18 protein-coding genes are annotated in these 19,292 nt (G+C 73.5%); 11 read left to right on the top strand and 7 right to left on the bottom strand.

Annotated elements, in window-relative coordinates; genetic code table 11:
- Positions 1 to 54 precede the first annotated feature (54 nt).
- Positions 55 to 1,053 (bottom strand): ScbA/BarX family gamma-butyrolactone biosynthesis protein, encoded by a 999-nt coding sequence (locus K7472_RS07415; protein ID WP_222975336.1) that lies wholly within the window; start codon positions 1,051 to 1,053, stop codon positions 55 to 57.
- A gap of 138 nt (positions 1,054 to 1,191) precedes the next feature.
- On the opposite strand from K7472_RS07415, the gene K7472_RS07410 reads away from it, so the two are divergent.
- Positions 1,192 to 2,058, top strand: a complete 867-nt coding sequence (locus tag K7472_RS07410; protein WP_222975334.1) for a ScbR family autoregulator-binding transcription factor — start codon at positions 1,192 to 1,194, stop codon at positions 2,056 to 2,058.
- Between the two features lie 30 nt (positions 2,059 to 2,088).
- Here K7472_RS07410 and K7472_RS07405 read toward each other — a convergent pair whose 3' ends face one another.
- The gene (locus K7472_RS07405) at positions 2,089 to 3,015 is read right to left on the bottom strand and encodes a TetR family transcriptional regulator (RefSeq protein WP_222975332.1); all 927 of its coding nucleotides are present in this window, start codon (positions 3,013 to 3,015) and stop codon (positions 2,089 to 2,091) included.
- Positions 3,016 to 3,382: 367 nt separating this feature from the next.
- On the opposite strand from K7472_RS07405, the gene K7472_RS07400 reads away from it, so the two are divergent.
- Complete coding sequence (locus K7472_RS07400; RefSeq protein ID WP_222975330.1) at positions 3,383 to 3,961, top strand: TetR/AcrR family transcriptional regulator; 579 nt, start codon at positions 3,383 to 3,385, stop codon at positions 3,959 to 3,961.
- Positions 3,962 to 4,045: 84 nt separating this feature from the next.
- Positions 4,046 to 4,636, top strand: coding sequence for an NADPH-dependent FMN reductase (locus K7472_RS07395; RefSeq protein WP_222975329.1), 591 nt, complete (start codon positions 4,046 to 4,048; stop codon positions 4,634 to 4,636).
- 70 nt (positions 4,637 to 4,706) lie between these two features.
- Here the strand turns inward: K7472_RS07395 and trxA are convergent, their stop codons facing one another.
- Positions 4,707 to 5,114 (bottom strand): thioredoxin, encoded by a 408-nt coding sequence (gene trxA, locus K7472_RS07390; RefSeq protein ID WP_222975328.1) that lies wholly within the window; start codon positions 5,112 to 5,114, stop codon positions 4,707 to 4,709.
- 162 nt (positions 5,115 to 5,276) lie between these two features.
- On the opposite strand from trxA, the gene K7472_RS07385 reads away from it, so the two are divergent.
- From K7472_RS07385 to K7472_RS07375, 3 genes are all read left to right on the top strand, one after another.
- On the top strand, positions 5,277 to 6,122 hold the full coding sequence (locus tag K7472_RS07385; protein WP_222975326.1) for an isocitrate lyase/PEP mutase family protein: 846 nt from the start codon (positions 5,277 to 5,279) through the stop codon (positions 6,120 to 6,122).
- Positions 6,123 to 6,262: 140 nt separating this feature from the next.
- Positions 6,263 to 7,459, top strand: coding sequence for a MarP family serine protease (locus K7472_RS07380; protein ID WP_222975324.1), 1,197 nt, complete (start codon positions 6,263 to 6,265; stop codon positions 7,457 to 7,459).
- A gap of 259 nt (positions 7,460 to 7,718) precedes the next feature.
- The gene (locus K7472_RS07375) at positions 7,719 to 8,924 is read left to right on the top strand and encodes a glycosyltransferase 87 family protein (protein WP_308013801.1); all 1,206 of its coding nucleotides are present in this window, start codon (positions 7,719 to 7,721) and stop codon (positions 8,922 to 8,924) included.
- Here K7472_RS07375 and K7472_RS07370 read toward each other — a convergent pair.
- Genes K7472_RS07370 through K7472_RS07360 form a run of 3 tightly spaced genes read right to left on the bottom strand, consistent with a single transcriptional unit; the run spans position 8,921 to position 10,372 of the window.
- Positions 8,921 to 9,673, bottom strand: coding sequence for a MerR family transcriptional regulator (locus K7472_RS07370; RefSeq protein WP_222976067.1), 753 nt, complete (start codon positions 9,671 to 9,673; stop codon positions 8,921 to 8,923). The two genes, K7472_RS07375 and K7472_RS07370, sit on opposite strands and share 4 nt — an antisense overlap.
- A 52-nt stretch (positions 9,674 to 9,725) precedes the next feature.
- Positions 9,726 to 10,142, bottom strand: coding sequence for a PIN domain-containing protein (locus tag K7472_RS07365; protein WP_222975322.1), 417 nt, complete (start codon positions 10,140 to 10,142; stop codon positions 9,726 to 9,728).
- Positions 10,139 to 10,372, bottom strand: a complete 234-nt coding sequence (locus tag K7472_RS07360) for a type II toxin-antitoxin system VapB family antitoxin (RefSeq protein ID WP_222975319.1) — start codon at positions 10,370 to 10,372, stop codon at positions 10,139 to 10,141. The genes K7472_RS07365 and K7472_RS07360 overlap by 4 nt, the downstream gene beginning before the upstream one ends.
- 186 nt (positions 10,373 to 10,558) lie before the next feature.
- Between K7472_RS07360 and K7472_RS07355 the strand changes: the two genes are divergently transcribed.
- The 5 genes from K7472_RS07355 to K7472_RS07335 all read left to right on the top strand — a co-directional run bounded on the left by K7472_RS07355 (position 10,559) and on the right by K7472_RS07335 (position 17,051).
- Positions 10,559 to 12,073 (top strand): flavin-containing monooxygenase, encoded by a 1,515-nt coding sequence (locus tag K7472_RS07355; RefSeq protein ID WP_222975317.1) that lies wholly within the window; start codon positions 10,559 to 10,561, stop codon positions 12,071 to 12,073.
- Positions 12,070 to 13,110, top strand: coding sequence for an alpha/beta fold hydrolase (locus tag K7472_RS07350; RefSeq protein WP_222975315.1), 1,041 nt, complete (start codon positions 12,070 to 12,072; stop codon positions 13,108 to 13,110). The genes K7472_RS07355 and K7472_RS07350 overlap by 4 nt, the downstream gene beginning before the upstream one ends.
- Complete coding sequence (locus K7472_RS07345; RefSeq protein ID WP_222975313.1) at positions 13,107 to 14,006, top strand: SDR family oxidoreductase; 900 nt, start codon at positions 13,107 to 13,109, stop codon at positions 14,004 to 14,006. Before K7472_RS07350 ends, K7472_RS07345 begins: the two co-directional genes overlap by 4 nt.
- A gap of 87 nt (positions 14,007 to 14,093) precedes the next feature.
- Entirely contained in the window at positions 14,094 to 14,438 is a 345-nt protein-coding gene (locus tag K7472_RS07340; protein WP_222975311.1) for a hypothetical protein, read from the top strand.
- 546 nt (positions 14,439 to 14,984) lie between these two features.
- Complete coding sequence (locus K7472_RS07335; protein WP_222975309.1) at positions 14,985 to 17,051, top strand: AfsR/SARP family transcriptional regulator; 2,067 nt, start codon at positions 14,985 to 14,987, stop codon at positions 17,049 to 17,051.
- A 62-nt stretch (positions 17,052 to 17,113) separates the two neighbouring features.
- On the opposite strand, the gene K7472_RS07330 is transcribed toward K7472_RS07335, so the two are convergent.
- On the bottom strand, positions 17,114 to 19,292 hold a 2,179-nt coding region (locus tag K7472_RS07330), incomplete at its 5' end, for a S41 family peptidase (protein WP_222975307.1).

The following is a 19,292-nucleotide window of genomic DNA, read 5'->3' as shown; positions in this document are numbered from 1 at the left end:
GTACGCCTGCCTGTCCTCCAGGTCGTACGGCCTCCGTCGTCCGGGTCCGGCGGATCAGGTGAGCGGCTGGGCGGTGACGCGGGCGGTGAAGACGGTCTGCCCCTCCTGGTGCCCGGTGACCAGGACCGGGACGGAGCCGTCGGCGGCGGTCCCGGCCGGCTCGGCCTCCACCCAGCAGGGGGCGTTCAGTTCCGCGTACCGCGCGAAGTCGATGGTCAGCTCGGCCGCCTGCACCGGCGCGGGCCACAGCGCGGCCTGGGTCGCCTGCCGGGCCGCCTCCAGCAGCACCATGCCGGGGATGTGGTCGGTGGGGTGGTCGAAGAAGACCGGGTGCTCGGTGTCGGCGCGCACCTGCCAGCGGTGCGACGTGCCCGCGTCCCGCGCGGACAGCACGACATCGGCCGGGTCCACCCTGCCGACGACGGCGGGGTCCACCCCGGGCGGCGGCGGCTCGCTGGTCGTGACCGGGCGGTCGCCGCGTATTCGCTGGTAGACGGCGGGTGAGGTGCTCTTGAAGCTGGTGGTACCAGTCGCCACCCGGCGTCGGCCCATCCACAGCTCGGCGTGATACCGCATGGAGGACAACTGTTTGCCGCGACGCACCACATCCCGATAGGTGAAACGAACGGTGAGCTCGCTCGGTACCGGTTCCACGGCGAGCGCGCCAGGCATGGAGGCGTATGTCAAATCGTGCAAAAGGAACTGGTATCCGAGGGGTACGCCGAATGCGACGTGATTCAGCAGCATTCCGCCCTGCCGGATCGTTTCGGCGATGAGCAAGGGATCCTGCTGACCGAACCTTGGCCGAAAAAGAGCGTGACCTCGCGGCCATTGCGCGGTGACCAGGAAACCGGCGTCGCCGTCGGTTTCCCATCCGGTGAGAAGGACTTCACTGACCGCCGCGCGGTGCACGTATTGTCGGGGGACGGTGGTCGTCAGCCGTACCGGGCCCGCATAAGCGGACGGTGGCCCTCCGGCGGGGGGCTCGGCATCGTCCGCGTGCGGCTCGCGCGGCGAAGGTATCTCGACTGCGGTAACGCCCGATGGCTGCATGCTCGGATTACCTGTCTCTGCGGGGGTGAGAAACAACCAGCACGTTGCTGACCGTGCCGTTTCCTCACTGATCAGCGACGGATGCCCTCGTTAAGATACAGACGAGCCAGTTTTGTTATCAAAGGTTCAGGAGCTCACATGGCGCGGCAGGCGCGGGCGGTCAGGACCCGGCGCACGATCCTGGAGGCGGCGGCCGCCGTCTTCGACGAACTGGGGTACGAGGGGGCGAGTACCACCGAGATTCTGGCCCGCAGCGGGCTGACCCGTGGCGCGCTCTACTTCCATTTCCCGTCGAAGGAAGCCATCGCCGACGCCGTCGTGGAGCTCCAGAACGAGGCCCTGGTGCCACCGGAGAACAAGGTCAGACTCCAGTCGCTGATCGACGTCTCCCTGGCCTTCGCCGAACGGCTGCGCAGCGACGTCGTGGTGCGCGCGGCCGTGCGGCTCAGCGTCGAGCAGGTCTCCTACAAGGCGTCGTCCGCCGCGTACCGGGGCCCGGCCGACGTCATCGAGAACCTGCTGCTGCGGGCCCGGGACGAGGGTGAGCTACTGCCCAGCGTGGAGCCTCAGGAGGTCACCCAGCTCATACAGGGCGCGTTCATCGGCACCCAACTGCTGTCCCAGGTATACGACCCGGACCGGCTCGACCTGCCCGAGCGGATCGCGACGCTGTGGAAGTACCTGCTGCCCTCGCTGGCGATCCCGGGGCTGCTGCCGCACCTGTCGGCGGACCCCGGCCGCGGGCGGCTGGTGCTGGAACGGCAGACCACCCGGGCCGCGGAGGACGACTCGGACGAGGGGGACGACGCCGACGAGGGCGGGGTCCCGGACGACGCCGCGGCGCGGGAGCACAGCGCCTACGGCGGCGGGGTCACCGGCTCCGCCACCGGTGACGAGATCCAGGGCGTCGAGGGCGCCGCCACGAACCACGAGGTCAGGCGGCGCGCCGGTCACCGGACCGTGCGGGCCGGGGCGCTCGCGGCGCCCGCCGCCGGGATGCGCTGACCCCGGCGGCTCCACCCGCTCGTACGACGCTCAGTCCCGGCCGTACGAGGACGAGGACGCCCCCGCCAGGGCCGCGACGCGTTCGCCGCCGGCCGGCATCGTGGGCACCGGGGCCGCGGGCGGCATGCGCAGCCCGGCCTCGTCACCGGAGGGCGCCGGTCGGCCGGGCGCCGTCAGGGTCTCGTGGCGCACGTCACCCGGCGCGGTATCACTCGGGTGGTCCGGGCCGGACGCGTCCGCGTCGCAACCGCTTTCACCCTCGGCGGCGCCGTCCCGAACCTCTTCCCGCGCGTCCTCAGGGTCCACCGCGCCGCGCTCGCCATGGGCCATGGCCCGCAGTTCGGACAGGATCCCGGCCATGTCCTCCTCGGCGGCCTCTCCCGGTCCGGCCAGGCGCAGCAGCAGTTCCCATATGCCGGTGGTGACACCCGGGTCCCACCAGGTCTCGTCCTCGCGGCCCAGCGCCTCCAGGCCGACGGTGACCGCGGCCAGCAGATTGGCGGTGTTGCGGGCGCACGCGTCGTCGCGCAGCCGGCCCGCGTCGGCGTCGGCGGCCAGCCGCTCGCGCAGCGCCGTCAGCCAGCCCTGACGCAGCGAGTCACCGCCGAGGCGCTCGCCCACCGCGCCCTCGGCCTCCAGGCGCAGTCCGGCGCGCAGCACCGGGTCCTCCCGCATGTGCCGGGACATGGCGGTGGTGAACAGCGCCGCTCCGGCGAGCGTGGAGGTGCGGCCGTCGAGGCATTCGTCGGCCAGGGCCATGACGGAGCCGCGGGCCTCCTGGCGCACGGCGGCGATCAGGTCGTCCTTCGAGGCGAAGTGGAAGTACAGGGCCCCCTTGCTCACTCCGGCGGACCGGCTGATGTCGAGGAGGCCTGTGCCCTTCATCCCCCGGTCGTCGATCAGCTCGGCGGCAGCGTGGATGAGGGCCTGACGGGTTCGTGCGGCGCGCACCTGCATCGGCCGGTACCTGTCCCTTCTCGTATCGGTGACCCACGTCCCGTCTGCGTCGCACGTAACGGGTGGGCAGTGCGGTTTCCGTGGCCATCCTGCCACCGATTCCCGTCAAAACAAACAGTGCTGTCGGGTTGGTTTGGTCACTCCGTGGCGCGATCCGGCCAACACTGCTGCCTGGAAGGGGGATTTGACCGCGTCGCTGGCCGATATGGCTCGGGCGGCGTTCGAGTGCGGACCGGCAAACAGGCAAACCGGTTTGCCGGACATCGCTCTCGGCGGGAGGGCCTCCCACCTGTACTTACTTGCCGCACGGCTAGCTGAGTAGAGTGGTCGATACAGGCATCGTGGGGACGAGTGCGGGAGAGCGACCGTGAGCACACAGGGCACATCAACCGCGCGCCGGGGCGACACCCGGCAGCGCATCCAGGACGTCGCCCTGGAGCTGTTCGTGGAACGCGGGTACGAGGGCACCTCGCTGCGGGAGATCGCCGAGCGGCTCGACGTCACCAAGGCCGCGCTGTACTACCACTTCAAGACCAAGGAGGACATCCTGCGCGGGCTGGTCGAGTCCTACGCGCGCCCGCTGGACGAGGTCATCGCGTGGGGCCGGGAGCAGCCGCGCACCCTCGCCACCAAGCTCGAACTCCTCGACCGCTACAGCGCGGCGCTGGCGACGGCCGAGCCGCTGTTCCACTTCATGTACGAGAACCAGGCGGCGCTGCGCGAGCTGAAGGTCGGGCAGGGGATGCGTGAGCAACTGCGGGCGCTGTGGGGCCTGGTGATCGACCCGGAGGCCGACCTGACCGCGCAGGCGCGCAGTGTCGGGGCACTGTTCACCGTGCACTTCGGCGGTTTCGCGATGCGCGAGACGGCGGGGACGGCGGAGGCGAAGCGGCGGGCGTTGCTGGAGGTGGCGGCCGAACTGGTCGAGCGGGCCGCCCGGGCTTGACCGCGGCGCGGGCTCGACGGGGACTCGGCTTGCTCGCCGCCCGGGCTTGACCGGCGCCCCAGGGGGCAGGCTAGGTTCTTAGGTATGCCTAACCTAACCTTGCGCTGTACCGTCATCGTCGGGAGTGTCCGCGAAGGACGGTTCGGGCCCACCGCCGCCCGCTGGTTCGCGCGTACCGCCGCCGAACCGGGCCGCTTCGAGGTCGACGTCATCGACCTGGGCGACCACCCGCTGCTCGCCCTGCCCGGGCCGGTGGCGAAGCCGACGGCCGAAGTGGCCGCCGCGCTCGCCGAGGTGACGCCGCGTCTGGCCGCCGCCGACGTCTTCGTGGTCGTCACCCCGGAGTACAACCACAGCTTCCCCGCGGCCCTCAAGAGCCTGATCGACTGGCACTTCGAGCAGTGGCAGGCCAAGCCGGTCGGCTACGTCTCGTACGGCGGCCGCTCGGGCGGCCTGCGCGCGGTCGAGCACCTGCGGCAGGTCTTCTCCGAACTGCACGCGGTCTCGGTGCGCGACACGGTGAGCTTCCACGGCGGCTCGTCGGTCTTCACCGACGACGGCGAGCCGCGCGACGGGGCGGGCGCGCGGGCGGCGGCCAAGGGGATGCTCGACCAGCTGGAGTGGTGGGGTACGGCGCTGCGCGAGGCACGTGAGAAGCGGCCCTATCTGGGCTGACGCGTGCCCGCATCTGGGCTGACGCGTGTCCGCCCGGCGCGCGGGCGGTAGTGGGCCGGGCGGGGGCCGGTCAGCCTTCGGGCTGCTCGCCGGTGTCGGAGGACTGCTCGGTCCGCGCCGCCGCCTGCTCCGCCACCGAGGCCCTGACCTGCTCCATGTCCAGCCCCCTGGCCTGCTCGATCACGTCCTCCAGGGCCGGCGCGGGCAGGGCGCCGGGCTCGCCGAACACCGCGATCCGCTCCCGGATCACCATCAGCGTCGGGATCGAGCTGATGCCGAACGCGGCCGCGAGCTCCGGCTGCGCCTCGGTGTCCACCTTGCCGAAGACCAGGTCGTCGTGGCGTTCGGACGCCTTGTCGTAGACCGGGGCGAAGGAGCGGCACGGGCCGCACCACTCGGCCCAGAAGTCGATCAGCACGAAGTCGTTCGAGGACACGACCTCGTTGAAGTTCTCCTTGGTCAGCTCGACCGTGCTCATGCCGGTCCACCCGCTTTCCGTTCGGCCGTGACGCGCGTACAGGCTGGTACAACGATCTCGGTGGCCCGGGTGTTCCCCCCCGTGGTGGCGCCGGAGCGGGAAACCGGCAGGGCCGTCGGAAATCGGGAGACGGACGCCGGAGCCGGATGGTGGACTGCCGGTATGACGAACGCCGAGACGCAACGCGTCGTGGAGCGCGCCCGCCGCTTCCGTGAGCTGCACACCGACGGTGGCCCCCTGGTGCTGCCCAACGCCTGGGACGCGGCCAGTGCCCGGGTGATCGAACGGGCCGGCGCCCCCGCGATCGCCACCACCAGCTCCGGCGTCGCCTGGGGGCTGGGCGCCCCGGACGGCGAGGACCTCCCACTCGACACCCTGCTCGCGCTGTGCGAACGGGTGGTGGCCGCCGTGGACGTGCCGGTCAGCGCGGACCTCGTCACCGGCTACGGCGAGGATCCGGCGGGCGTCGGACGGACCGTCGCGCGGGCGCTGGACGCCGGAGTGGTGGGCGTCAACCTGGAGGACTCCGGCCCGGGCCCCGAGCCGCTGCGCCCGGTGGCCGAGCAGGCGGAACGCCTCGCCGCCGCCCGGGCCGCCGCCGACGACGCGGGCGTACCGCTCTACGTCAACGCCCGCGTCGACACGTATCTGCGCGCGGTCGGCCCGGCCGCCGGGCGCCTGGAGGCGACATTGGAACGCGCCGCCGCCTACGTCGCCGCCGGGGCGGACGGCGTCTTCGTGCCGGGCACCTGCGACCTGGAGACGGTGGCCGCGCTGGCCAAGGGGATCGACGCGCCGCTGGCGCTGCTCGCCGGTCCCGGCGCGCCGCCGGTGGCCGAGCTGGCGCGCGCGGGAGCCGCCCGGATCAGCGTCGGCGGAGGCGTCGCGGCGGCCGCGTACGCGCTGGCCGGACGCGCGGCGAGCGAACTGCTGGCGTCCGGCACGTACGGCGCGATCGAGGACCAGATCGGCTACGGGACGTTCAACGAGCTGTTCCACCGGGGCTGACCGGCGCCGGGTCCTTGCGTCATATGACCTGACTTGCCCGTTGTACGGCCAACGTCTCGTATTCGTACCTGATCGGTCACAGTCGCGCCGACGGCGCCCTCCGGTGGAACCGGCGGGCGCCGCATCGCGTTCTGAAGCGTATGAACCTGCTCGACCTGCTGCTCGTGCTGGCCGCGATCGGCTACGCCGTCTCCGGATACCGCCGCGGCCTGGTCGCGAGCGTCATCCTGCTCGCCGGGTTCCTCGGCGGCGCGGTGCTGGGCGTGTGGCTGCTGCCGTTCGCCCTGCGGCCGTTCAGCGCGGGCACGGTGACCGCGGGCCTCGTGGCCGCCGCGGTCGTGCTGGTCCCGGCCGGCATCGGGCACGCGCTCGCCGGGCACCTGGCCTGGAAGGTCCGCGAGGGCCTGGAGTGGGGCCCGGTGCGCTGGGTGGACGGGATCGGCGGCGCCGCGGCCGGCGCGCTGTCGCTGCTGGCGGTGGCGTGGCTGATGGCCTCCGTGCTGGTGACCGCCCCGATGCCGGCGCTCAGCCGGGAGATCCGCGGGTCGGCCGTGCTGGGCGCGGTGGACGGGGCGATGCCCGCGCAGACGCCGGAGTGGTTCAGCCAGGCCACGAACGCGCTGTCGGGGGCGGGCTTCCCGCAGGTCTTCAACCCGTTCGAGAACGAGCCGACGGCCGGGGTGCCGGCGCCCTCGGGCGACGACGTGACGCCCGCCGCGACCACGGCCGCCAAGCGCAGCGTGGTCAAGGTGGAGGGCATCGCCGACGTCAACGGGGGAGAGCGCGGCCAGGAGGGCAGCGGCTTCGTCTACGCGCCGCAGCACATCATGACCAACGCCCACGTGGTCGCGGGTGTCGCCCACCCCACCGTGCAGATCGACGGGACCGGGTGGCCGTACCCGGCGAAGGTCGTGCTGTTCGACCCGCACACCGACGTCGCCGTGCTGGACGTGCCCGGGCTGTCGGCGCCCACGCTGAGCTTCGCGGGCAGCGCCTCGCGCGGCACGCCCGCGGTGGTCGCCGGATACCCGGAGAACGGCGGCCTCGACCTGCGCGCCGCCACCGTCGCCGGGCGGATCACGGCCACCGGGCAGGACATCTACGGCGACTCCTCCACCACCCGCGACATCTACCAGCTGCGTTCCGACGTGCGGCACGGCAACTCCGGCGGCCCGCTGCTGACCACCGACGGGCGGGTCTACGGGGTCGTCTTCGCCAAGTCCACCTCCGACGCGAGCACCGGCTACGCGCTCACCGCCGGACAGGTGGCCGCCGACGCCCGGCGGGGCGCGGACGCGACGGCGCAGGTCTCCACGGGCAACCGCGCGGCGCTGTAGCCGCGCGCGACGGCGCGCGGGTCCCGCCCCGGCGCCGACCGGGGGCTTTCCCAGGTCTGTTCGGCTGCGTCTTGACGCCGGGTCACCGTGTCGTCACCGTGACGCGCGCCCGCCGGGGCACTCTGACGTTCGGCAGCGAGGCGGACGGCGGCTGGCGGAGGCCCGAACGGTGTGGTGGCTGGGATCGACAGGTGGACCGGGTCGCCCTGGCCGCGGGCGGACGCGGGGTGCGGGGCGCCGGGTAGGGCCCGAGGCGCTGGTGCTGCTGGGCTGGGCGCTGACCCGGGCGGCGCTGCTGACGGCGGTGCTCGGCTGGTGGCGCTTCCCCGGCCAGAACGTCACGCCCGACGTCGTGGTCGCCTACCACCAGTGGTTCGAGCGGCTGCGCACCGGCGCGTTCCCCGTCCACGACGTCACCTGGCAGTACCCGCCGGGCTCCGCCGGTGCCTTCCTCGCGCCCGCGCTGCTGCCCTGCCTGTCCTACGCCCACGCCTTCTTCCTGCTGGCGTGCGCCGCGGACGCGGTCGTGCTGGGCCTGCTGGTGCGCGCCGCGCGGGAGGGCGGGCCGGGGCGGACGGCCGGGCCCTGGCTGTGGGTCGTCGGGATCGCGGTGCTCGGCCCGACCGTGCTGGCCCGCTACGACGTGATGGTGACCGCCCTCGCGGTGGCGGCGCTGGTGGCGGTGGCCCGGCACCCCCGGCTGGCGGGCGCGCTGGCCGGGATCGGCGCGCTGGTGAAGGTCTGGCCGGTGCTGGTGCTGGCCGGGGTCACGCCGGGACGCGGGACGCGGCGGGCGTGGGCTGTCGCGGCGGGCACGGCGGTGACGGTGGCGGCGGGATTCCATCTGCTGACGCGGGACTCGTTCGCGTTCCTGAGCACGCAGAGCAGGCGCGGGGTGGAGGTCGAGTCGGTGGCCGCGCTGCCGTTCCAGGTCGCCCGGCGGCTGGGGTGGTGGCACGGCGTGGTGCGCTACCACTACGGCAGCTACGAGTTCCTCGGCCCGCACGTCGGGCTGGCGGGACTCGTCGCGCTGGCGGCGAGCGCGGTGGGGCTCGGCTGGCTGCTGTGGTGGCGGGTACGGGCGCGGACCTTCAACGACGCGCTGGTCTACGACGCGGCGTTCGCGGCGGTGCTGGTGTTCGTGGTGACCAGCCGGGTGATCAGCCCGCAGTACATGATCTGGCTGGTCGGGCTGGGCGCGCTGTGCCTGACCTGCCGCTCGACGACGCAGCGGCGGCCGGTGCTGCTGGTGCTGGCGGCGTGCGCGCTGACGGTGCTGGAGTTCCCGGTGGACTTCCACGCGGTGACCGGCTCCACCACGGCGGGGGTGGCGCTGCTGCTGGGGCGCGACGGGCTGCTGCTGGTGGCGACGGTCGCCGCGTGCCGGGGCGTGTGGCGCGGTACGACGCCGAGCCCCGACCCGTCCACGCTGACCAACCGTCCCGCACTGCCGGCCAGCGCCTAGGCGTCGTCCGCGCCGGGGTCCGAGGCGGCGCCCGCCTCCGCGCGTTCCTTCAGCCAGGCGTCGAGTTCGGCGCGGACCCTGCGGTCCATGGCCATCGACAGCTCGGCGTCCACCACGTTCTTCGCCAGCGGGCGCAGCCGGTCCAGGGCCTCGGCCATCCGGGCCGCCTCGCCGGGGGTGAGGTCGTGGGCGTGCGGGTCGATGACGTGGGCGCGGATGAGCACGGTGAACAGGTCGGCGAGCGCGTCCACGTGGGTGCGCACCGCCCGCCCGGCGGCCAGCACCTCCGACAGCGGCACGCCCTCGCGTACCAGCGCGGCGGAGGCGTCCAGCAGCCGCCTGCTGACGTGCACGACGGTCTCGGGGTGCTCGCCGTCCACCGCGATGTAGCCGATGTCGAGGGCGGCGGCGAGGTTCTCGGCGGTGACGTCCGCGCCGAAGGAGTCGGCGAGTTCCTCGGGGGCGAGGCGGACCGGGGTCTCCTCGGACCAGGGCGTGGCGATGGCGCTCTCCAGGCCGAGCAGCTCGCCGACGTCGCGGCCGGACTCCCAGGCGCCGATCAGCTCGGCGATGCCGCCGAGGGTGTGGCCGCGTTCCAGCAGCGCGGCGATGGTCCGCAGCCGCGCGAGGTGCGCGTCCCCGTACCAGGCGATCCGCCCTTCCCGGCGCGGCGGCGGAAGCAGCTTGCGCTCCCGGTAGAACCGCAGCGTCCGCACGGTGATCCCGGCCTCCTTGGCCAGCTCCGCCATCCGGTACTCACGCCGCGGTGATTCCTCCACGCAGGTCAGCTTACGGTCCGTCTCACCAGGGCTGGTCGTGAACGTTGCGCTGGAGCACCTCGGGCAGGGCGCGGGCGAGCGTCGCGAAGTCGCGGTCGTCGTGCAGGACGGTCAGGCCGTGGTGGACCGCGGTGGCCGCCACGAGCAGGTCGACGACGGACAGCGCGCGGTGGGCGCCGGAGCGCGTGAGCCGGTACTGCGTGGACTCCGCCCACTGCCAGGCCGACTTCGGCACGGGGACGTCCGGGTACAGCTCGCCGAACATGTCGGTCATGGCGTCGAACTCCTCGCGGTCGCGCGCGGAAGCCTTGAACTCGGTGCGCTGGGGGTGGCACGAGCCGACGGCGCCGACGGCCACCACCTCGCTCCAGGCCGCGCGCAGCTCCTTGTCCCGCAGGACGCGCCACAGGCCGGACGAGTCGATGACGTAACGGATCACGAACCGTCGCTCCCGGTCGGGCCCTTACCGGCCGCGTGCCTGCGCTCCCAGTCCTCGTGGTCCCAGCCCTCGGCCGCCTGCGCGTAGCGTTCCAGGGCCTCGATCCTGCGGTGCCGGGCGCTGTACTCGCGCAGCGCGGCGTTGACCACGTCCTTCTTGGTCCTCAGTCCGGACAGCCGCATGGCCTCGGCGAGGGCCTCGTCGTCCAGGTCGAGAGAGGTGACACTCATGGGCACTCCTCGGATGTGTGTGACATATAAGCGTCTCATGCATTCTATATGCTGCGGGCTACCTCTCCTCGGGTCCTCGGGCAAATTTCGGGGCCGACCCCTACCGCTGGTAACCGGTGTGTTCTACAGTCCGAACCGTGCCAGTGATTGCTGGCATGGTTCGGTGGAGCGCTGGGAGGCGGCGGTATGGCGACGCGCGAGCACTTTCGGGTGGCGGTGATCGGTACGGGATTCGGCGGGCTGGGGGCCGGGGTGCGGCTGCGGCGGGAAGGGGTCACCGATTTCGTGATCCTGGAACGCGCCGACTCCGTCGGCGGGACCTGGCGGGACAACAGCTACCCGGGGTGCGCCTGCGACGTCCCCTCCCACCTGTACTCGTTCTCCTTCGCGCCCAACCCCGACTGGCCGCGCGCCTTCTCCGGCCAGCCGCACATCCGCGCCTACCTGGAGCGGGTTACCGACATCTTCGGCCTGCGCCCGCACATCCGCTTCAACTCCGAGGTGGAAGAGGCTCGTTGGGACGAGGAGGCCCGCCACTGGCGGCTGCGCACCGCGCGCGGCGAACTGACCGCCGACGTCGTGGTGTCCGCCACCGGACCGCTGTCCGACCCCAGGATCCCCGACATCAAGGGCCTGGAGACCTTCCCCGGCAAGGTCTTCCACTCCTCGCGCTGGGACCACGACTACGACCTGGAGGGCAAGCGCGTCGCCATGGTCGGCACCGGCGCCTCCGCCATCCAGATCGTGCCCGCCATCCAGCCCCGGGTCGACCGCCTCACCGTCGTGCAGCGCACCCCGCCGTGGGTGATGCCCCGCATGGACCGGGGCATCAACGCCGCCGAGAAGTGGCTGCACGCCAAGGTGCCCGCCAGCCACAAGGCGCGCCGCGGACTGCTGTGGCTGATCCGGGAGTTCCAGGTCGGCGCGTTCGTGCGCCGCCCGCAGCTGATGAAGGCCACCGAGCAGATCGCCCGCGCCCACATCCGCCGCGGCATCAAGGACCCTGCGCTGCGCGCGAAGGTGACCCCCGACTACACCATCGGCTGCAAGCGCATCCTGCTGTCCAACGACTACTATCCGGCGCTCGCCGCCCCCAACACCGAGGTCGTCGACGCCGGCCTCACCGAGGTGCGCGGCTCCACGATCGTCACCGCCGACGGCACCGAGCGCGAGGTCGACGCCATCGTCTTCGGCACCGGCTTCCACGTCACCGACATGCCCATCGGCGACCGCATCCACGGCGTCGGCGGCCGCACCCTCGCCGAGCACTGGAAGGACGGGATGGCCGCGTTGCGCGGGTCCACCATCGACGGCTTCCCCAACCTCGTGATGATCATCGGCCCCAACACCGGCCTCGGCAACAGCTCGATGATCCTGATGATCGAGTCCTCCCTCAACTACCTGGCCGACTACCTCGCCACCCTGGAGCGCACCGGCGCCGCCGCGCTCAACGCCCGCCCCGAGGCGGTGCGTTCGTGGAACGCCGAGCTGCAACGGCGCATGGAGCGCACCGTGTGGAACACCGGCGGCTGCGTCAGCTGGTATCTGGACGCCTCCGGCCGCAACACCACGCTGTGGCCCGGCACCACCGCCGAGTTCCGCCGCGCCACCCAGCGCCTGAAGCCGCAGGAGTACGAGGTCCTGCGCGGGCGCACCGAGCGCACCGGCAGCTCCGAGGCGTCCGCGGAGGTGGCCGCGTGACCACCGCCGCCTCCGCGGGCACCGCCCGCGTCCCGCACCCGCGCCAGGGCGAGCGCTACCTGCCGCCGACGCCGCGCCGCACCGCGTACGTCACCTCCGCCGACGGCACGCGCGTGTACTACGAGGAGCACGGCGACGCCGACGCGCCCGCCGTCGTACTGGCGCACGGCTGGACCTGCTCGACCCTCTTCTGGGCCGCCGTCGTCCGTGAACTCGCCCCCGATCTACGGGTGATCGTCTACGACCAGCGCGGTCACGGCCGCAGCGAGATCCCCCGCGGCCGGGCCCGTTACAGCACCGACGCGCTCGCCGACGACCTGACCGCCGTCCTGGAGGACGCCCTGCCGGACGGCCGCAGGGCGGTGCTCGCCGGGCACTCGATGGGCGGGATGACGCTGATGGCGTCGGCGGGACGGCCCGCCGTGCGCGCCCGCGCCGCCGCTGTCCTGCTGGCCAGCACCGGCAGCGCACGGCTGCTGCCGCAGACCCGGGTGCTGCCGCCGCGCGTGCGCGACCGGCGGCTGCGCGACCGCTTCCACCGGCAACTGCTGATCTCCTCCGCGCCGCTCGGCCCCAACGGTCCGCTGCTGCGCGCCGCCCTCAAGTACGGGGTGCTGGGCGCCGGTTCGACGCCCGAGCAGGTCGCGTTCACCACCCGCATCGTCACCGCCTGCGGTCGCAGGCCCCGCGCGGCCTGGGGGCGGGTGCTGGCCGCGCTCGACCTGGACGCCGGGCTCGCCGAACTCGCCGTGCCCACCGCCGTTCTGGTGGGCACCGACGACAAGCTGACGCCTCCGCCGCACGCGCACCGCATGCTGGAGCGGCTGCGTGTCCCGCTGGGACTGACCGAACTGCCGGGGCTGGGCCACATGACGCCCATCGAGGCGCCGGACGCGGTGGCGGGCGTCATCCGCGACCTGGTCCGCGACCACCTGGCGGGAGACCACACGGCGTCCGGCGGCGACCCCGCCGCCGGGACCGGCACGAGCGAACCGGCGAAGGCCGAACAGAGCGCACGGGAAGGCGGGACGGTATGAGCAAGCCCCTGCACGGCCAGGTCGTGGTGATCACCGGGGCCGCGCGCGGCGTCGGCGCCCTGCTGGCCCGCAAGCTGAGCGCACGCGGCGCCCAGTTGGCGCTGGTCGGCCTGGAGCCCGACGAACTCGCCCAGGTGGCGGCCGAGTTGGGCGGCCGCTCCTGGGAGGCGGACGTCACCGACCGGGACGCCATGGCCCGGGTCGCCGACGAGGTGGTCGCCGCGTACGGGCGGGTGGACGTGGTGGTCGCCAACGCGGGCATCGCCACCGGCGGCCCGTTCCTGGCCTCCGAGGCGCGCACCTTCGACCGCGTCATCGAGGTCAACCTGCTGGGCAGCGTGGCGACCGCCCGCGCGTTCCTGCCCGCACTGGTCGCCTCGCGCGGCTACTACCTCCAGATCGCCTCGCTCGCCGCGCTGACCCCGGCGCCGATGATGGCCGCGTACTGCGCCAGCAAGGCGGGCGTCGAGGCGTTCGCGCACAGCCTGCGCGCCGAAGTCGGCTACCAGGGCGTCAAGGTGGGCGTGGGCTACCTCAGCTGGACCGACACCGACATGGTGCGCGGCGCCGACCAGGACGACGTGCTGCGGGAGTTGCGGGCCCGGCTGCCGTGGCCGACCAACCGCACCTATCCGCTGGACCCGGCCGTCGAACGCATCGCGGACGGCGTCGCCCGGCGCTCCGCGCACGTCTACGCGCAGTGGTGGCTGCGCGGCATGCAGGCGGTGCGCGGCTACCTGCCCTCGCTGGTGGGCACCGTGGGACAGCGCGAGATGCGCCGCGCGGAGCCGCGCCTGCGGGCGACGGCGGACCGGCGACGCGGCCTCGTGGGCGCCGGAGGAGCCGCGGACGAGACCGCTCGCAAGGACCTGAGCAGCGGGAACTCCGCTCCGTAACGAATGGTTACGCTCCAAGATGCGGGGGGTGGGAGGGCGTGTTTCTCTGAGGGAGGCCCATCCCCCCACACCCCCCTAGGAGTGATCATGGGCATCCGAGACAAGTTCGGTGACGACGATCCCAGCCGCCGCGACCGTGACGACCGGAGCCGTTCGCGCGGCAAGGACGACATGGACGACAGGGGCGGCCGCGGCATGGACGACCCGGACATGGGCCGCGACGACCGTGGCATGGGCGACCGCGGCATGGGTGGCGACGACCGTGGAATGGGCGACCGTGACATGAACGACCGCGGCATGGGCGACCGGAAGGCGCGCGGTCGTGGCACCGGCGACGACCGGCAGCGCTCGTCGCGTCCGCGTGACGCCGAACCGGACGACATGCAGGACACGTTGGAGCAGAGCCGTCTGGACGACGACGGCCGCCGCTGACGACCGCCGCTCGCGACGACGGCGACCGCCCCGGTCGCCGGAGACGGCACCGCGCGGGTGAACTTCCCGCGAACATCCGGGGCACCCGGACATACGGAAAAGGGCGCGTCCCCCCACGGGCGCGCCCTTCTCCCTGATTCCGCCCTGCCGGAATCAGCCGGAACACCGGGCCGGCAGCCCCCGGCCCAGCGTGTGATACGTGACGCGACCGCCCACTCACCTACCCGGCGGTCCGTCAACTTCCGTAGGAACTGGGAGGCTTCGTCCCCTACGGAATCCCGGCGACACGCACTCTGCCCTACGGCCATGACGTGCCGCTGACTGCTCGCTGACGCCACTGTGACACGGTGCGTAGTCGCCGGGAGGCGCCGCGGCGCGGGCCCCGCGGGGGGGTGAACGGGCGTCCGCCCGGGGAGGGTTCGTTGAAGCCTGTGCGGTGTCCCGATCGCATCCTGGACCACGCATGGCGCAAAACACGCGGTTTTCACCGCATCCCCGCAAGGCAGGATGGAGCCGGATGTCGACTTCATCCGGTGGGGAACTCACATGACGACGGACGACGTGACCTTCGGCCTGCTCGGGCCGCTGGAGATCCGGCACGCCACGCGGCAGATCCCGCTCGGGGCCGGACGTCAGCGCTCGGTGCTCGCCCTGATGCTGCTGCAGACGAACCAGGAGTTGACCGTTGAGAGTTTAATCAAGCGGCTGTGGGACGGGGAAGCCCCCGGCGGAGCGCGCAACACCGTGCAGGCCTACGTCGCCAGGCTCCGCAGGATCCTGCGCGAGGCCTGCGGATCCGACCACCTGATCCGCACCGGGCCGTGCGGCTACGCGCTGAACGTGCCGGACGACGCGCTGGACCTGACCCGCTTCCGGGCGCTGGCCGCGGCAGGCGAAAGGTATCTCTCGCGCGGCGAACTGCGCTGCGCGCAACGGGACTTCGCCGAGTCCCTCACCCTGTGGCGCGGCGCCGCGTTCCAGGACGTGCCGTGCGACACGCTGCAACGCGACGAGGCACCGGCGCTGGAGGACGAACGGCTGCACGTCGTGGAGCGGCTGTGCGACCTGGACCTCATCCAGGGCGCCCCCGCCTCCGCGCTGGCCATGCTCCGCCCGGTGATCGCCGACCGGCCGCTGCGCGAGCGCCCCTGGTGCCAGCTGATCACCGCGCTGTACCGGTGCGGGCGGCGCGCCGAGGCGCTCACCGCGTACCAGGAGATCGCCCAGCTCCTCTACAGCGAACTCGGCGTCGAACCGGGCCCCGACCTGCGGACGCTGCACCAGGCGCTGCTGGACGACGTGGACATGGCCTGGCCGCCGCCGCGCGAACGCATCCCGGGACCGCGCCCCGCCCCGCACACCACCTGGGCCGAGCCCCGCCAACTCCCCGGCGGACCACCTGAGCTGGCGGGCCGCGAAGGGGAGGAAGAGGAGGCGGTGCGGCTGCTGGGCACCCAGCCCGCGGCCGGCACCGTGCCCGTCGTCGTGCTCAGCGGCGCCCCCGGCTGCGGCAAGACCGCGCTCGCGGTGCGGGTGGCGCACCGCTCGGCGGCCCGCTACCCCGACGGCCAGATCTTCCTGCCGCTGGCCCGGCCGGACGGCGCCCCGCGCGACACCGCGAGCCTGCTGCACGACGCCCTGCACGCCACCGGCGCCGCCTGCGACGCCATCCCGCCCGGCACCGAGGCGCGCTCCGCGCTGCTGCGGGCCCGGCTGGCGGGGCGCAGGGTGCTGCTGGTGCTGGACGACGCGGCCGAACCGGCGCAGGTGATGCCACTGCTGCCGGGCGAGCCGGGCTGCGCGGTGCTGGTGACCGCGCGCACCGAACTGCCCGAGCTGACCGCCTTCCACGGCGCGCACCCGCTCACCCTCGGCTCGCTGCCCACCCCCGCCGCCGTCGAACTCCTCGGCCAGATACTCGGCCCCGACCGGGTCGCCGCCGAGCCGGACGCGGCGGCCGAACTCGCCCGGCACTGCGGCCACTTACCGCTCGCCCTGTGCGCCGCCGCGGGCAACCTCACCGGGCCACGGGTGGTCTCGCTCCAGGCGTACGCCGACCGGCTGCGCACCGGCGACCGGCTCGACCTGCTCTCCCTCGGCTGCGGCAGCGGCTCCGCCGTGCGCGACGCCTTCGACCGCTCCTACCGCGCGCTGCCCCCGGCCGCCCGCAGGCTCTTCCGGCTGCTGGGCGACGCGGGCCTGCCGCACGCCACGCCGGACGCCGCGGCGGCGCTGACCGGACAGCAGGCGCAGGACGTCGCGCCGCTCGCCGGCCACCTGGTCGCCGCCCACCTCGCCGAGGAACCCGAGCCGGGACGGCTGCGGCTGCCCGGCCTGCTCGCGGGCTACGCGGCGGAACGCGCCCGCGCCGAGGACGACCCCGCCGCGCTGCATGCCGCGCGGGCCCGGCTGCTGGGCTGGTACGCGGCCCGCGCCGCGACCGCGGTACGGGCCTGCATGCCGCAACCCGGGCGCGCCCGGCGGGAGTTCGGCACACCCGCGAAGGCCCGCGCGTGGCTGGAGTCCGAGGCGGACAACCTCACGGCGCTGACCCGGTGGGGGCGGGGGGTGGAGCGGGACACGCTGCTGGTGTTCCCCGAGGGGGTGGCGTGACGCGGCGCCTATGACGGGGCGTCAACTTCTGGGTGGGAGGGTGCGTCACCTATGACGGCACGTCAGCTTCTGGGTGGGAGGGGTGGACGGCTGCGGTCCGGGCGGCCCGACAGGTCCGGTGGCGACGCGGCCGGATGACGTTCGAGGAGGTCGAGCGCGGTGCGCACCGCCACCGCGAGCTGGAGGCTGCGGCCTTCCGCCCAGTCCACGGGGGTGCGCAGCGCGTCGATGTCGGGCGCCACGCCCTCGTTCTCCACGCTCCACCCGTACGCGTCGAACCACGCCGCGTTCATCGGCACCGTGATCACCGTGCCGTCGATCAGCCGGTGCCGCCCGGTCATGCCGACCACCCCGCCCCACGTCCGCGTACCGACGACCGGGCCCAGGCCCAGCAGCCGGAACGCGGCCGTGATCATGTCGCCGTCCGACGCGGTCGCCTCGTCCGCCAGCGCCACCACCGGGCCGCGCGGCGCGTTGCCCGCGTAGCTCACCGGCTCGGCGTTGCGGGTCAGGTCCCAGCCCAGGATGGTCCGGGTCAGCTTCTCCACGACCAGCTCGCTGATGTGCCCGCCCGCGTTGCCACGCACGTCCACGATCAGGGCGGGCCGCGCGACTTCGAGCCGAAGGTCGCGGTTGAACTGCGCCCAGCCGGAGCCGCCCATGTCCGGGATGTGCAGGTAGCCGCACCGCCCGTCGCTCAGCTCCCGCACCACCGCACGCCGTTTGGCCACCCAGTCCTGGTAGCGCAGCGGCCGCTCGTCGATCAGCGGGGCCACCGCCACCCGCCGCGCGTGCCCGTCGGCCCGGGACGCCTCGCCCGGCGGCGCGAACGTCAGCTCCACCGTGGTGCCGCCCGCCCCGGCCAGCAGCGGCGAAGGACCCGCCACCGGGTCCACCGCGCGCCCGTCCACATGGGTGAGCACCGCGCCCTCGCGCACCCCCGCCCCGGCCAGCGGGGAACGCGCCTTGGAGTCCGACGACTCACCGGGCAGGATCCGGCCCACCGCCCACGAACCGTCCTTCTCCCGGCGGAAGTTGACGCCCAGCAGCCCGATCGGCCGCTGGTAGTGCGGCGGTCCCTCGCTGCGCCGGGCCGCCGTGCAGTACGCGTGCGAGGTGCCCAGCTCACCCAGCAGCTCCCGCATCAGGTCCGCGAACTCCTCGGGCGAGGCGACCCGTTCGACCAGCGGCCGGTACTGCTCCAGCACCGCGTCCCAGTCGATGCCGCACATGTCCGGCGACCAGAAGTAGTCCCGGATGATCCGCCCGGCCTCCGCGTACGCCTGCCGCCACTCGGCGGCCGGATCGACCTCGTGCAGGATGCGGCGCATGTCCAGCAGCACGGTCGAGTCGTCGTCCCCGCGCTCGTAGGCCGGGACGACGGCCAGGTCGCCGTCGTCGTAGACCACCAGCCTGCTGCCGTCGCCGCTCACCGCGTACCAGTCCATGTGCCGCAGCAGCTCCGAGCGGCGCGACTTCGCCAGGTCGTAGAACTCCAGCGTCGGGCGCGGCGAGGGGTCGGCCGGGTTGGCGAACGTCTCGCCCAGCGCGCCCGAGATCGGCCAGCGCAGCCACACCAGCCCGCCGCGCACCGGGGCGAGGGAGGAGTACTTCGAGGCGGGCACCGGGAACGGCGTGACGCGGTTGGGCAGCCCCTCGGCCTCCACCACGACCGGGGCGCCCTCCCCGCCACCGCCCACCGGGTCCAGGCCGCCGCTCGCCGGACGTCCCTCGACGGGCAGCGCGAACGGGGAGGGCGTCGCCGAGTTCAGCGGCACCAGGTACGGACGGCAGCCCAGCGGGAACGACAGGTCGCCGGTGTGCACGTCGTAGACCGGGTCGAAGCCGCGCCACGACAGGAACGCCAGGTAGCGGCCGTCGCGGGTGAAGACCGGCTGCTCGTCCTCGAAGCGCCCGTTCGTGACGTCCACGACCGTGCCGTCGGCCGGCCGGGCGATGCGGATCATGCGCAGCGAGCGCCCGATGCCCGGGTGCGACCACGCCAGCCACGCGGAGTCCGGCGAGAACGCCAGGTCGCGCACGGGACCGTTGACGGAACGGATCAGTTCGCGGACGGTGCCCGGCTGTGTCCCCGTGCCGTCCGGCAGGTCGTCGTCCACGTCGGTGGGGACCGCCTCCTCGCCCTCGCCGGTGGAGACCAGCAGCAGGCGGCCGTCGTGCGAGGCGACGGCGAGGGTGGTGCCGTCGGGGGAGGCGACGAGCTGGAGGACGCGGCCGAGG

Origin of the sequence: Streptantibioticus parmotrematis (assembly GCF_019890615.1) — a bacterium.
Taxonomy (GTDB): domain Bacteria; phylum Actinomycetota; class Actinomycetes; order Streptomycetales; family Streptomycetaceae; genus Streptantibioticus_D; species Streptantibioticus_D parmotrematis.
The sequence above is the reverse complement of the archived record's forward strand: the minus strand, read 5'-3'. Positions and strand labels throughout refer to the sequence as shown.

What these genes read in the sequence shown, in the direction of transcription:
- K7472_RS07415 (WP_222975336.1), bottom strand. Translation starts at nt 1,053, where the DNA reads ATGCAGCCATCGGGCGTTACCGCAGTCGAGATACCTTCGCCGCGCGAG.
- K7472_RS07410 (WP_222975334.1), top strand. Translation starts at nt 1,192, where the DNA reads ATGGCGCGGCAGGCGCGGGCGGTCAGGACCCGGCGCACGATCCTGGAG.
- K7472_RS07405 (WP_222975332.1), bottom strand. Translation starts at nt 3,015, where the DNA reads ATGCAGGTGCGCGCCGCACGAACCCGTCAGGCCCTCATCCACGCTGCC.
- K7472_RS07395 (WP_222975329.1), top strand. Translation starts at nt 4,046, where the DNA reads ATGCCTAACCTAACCTTGCGCTGTACCGTCATCGTCGGGAGTGTCCGC.
- trxA (WP_222975328.1), bottom strand. Translation starts at nt 5,114, where the DNA reads ATGAGCACGGTCGAGCTGACCAAGGAGAACTTCAACGAGGTCGTGTCC.
- K7472_RS07385 (WP_222975326.1), top strand. Translation starts at nt 5,277, where the DNA reads ATGACGAACGCCGAGACGCAACGCGTCGTGGAGCGCGCCCGCCGCTTC.
- K7472_RS07380 (WP_222975324.1), top strand. Translation starts at nt 6,263, where the DNA reads ATGAACCTGCTCGACCTGCTGCTCGTGCTGGCCGCGATCGGCTACGCC.
- K7472_RS07370 (WP_222976067.1), bottom strand. Translation starts at nt 9,673, where the DNA reads ATGGCGGAGCTGGCCAAGGAGGCCGGGATCACCGTGCGGACGCTGCGG.
- K7472_RS07360 (WP_222975319.1), bottom strand. Translation starts at nt 10,372, where the DNA reads ATGAGTGTCACCTCTCTCGACCTGGACGACGAGGCCCTCGCCGAGGCC.
- K7472_RS07355 (WP_222975317.1), top strand. Translation starts at nt 10,559, where the DNA reads ATGGCGACGCGCGAGCACTTTCGGGTGGCGGTGATCGGTACGGGATTC.
- K7472_RS07345 (WP_222975313.1), top strand. Translation starts at nt 13,107, where the DNA reads ATGAGCAAGCCCCTGCACGGCCAGGTCGTGGTGATCACCGGGGCCGCG.
- K7472_RS07340 (WP_222975311.1), top strand. Translation starts at nt 14,094, where the DNA reads ATGGGCATCCGAGACAAGTTCGGTGACGACGATCCCAGCCGCCGCGAC.
- K7472_RS07335 (WP_222975309.1), top strand. Translation starts at nt 14,985, where the DNA reads ATGACGACGGACGACGTGACCTTCGGCCTGCTCGGGCCGCTGGAGATC.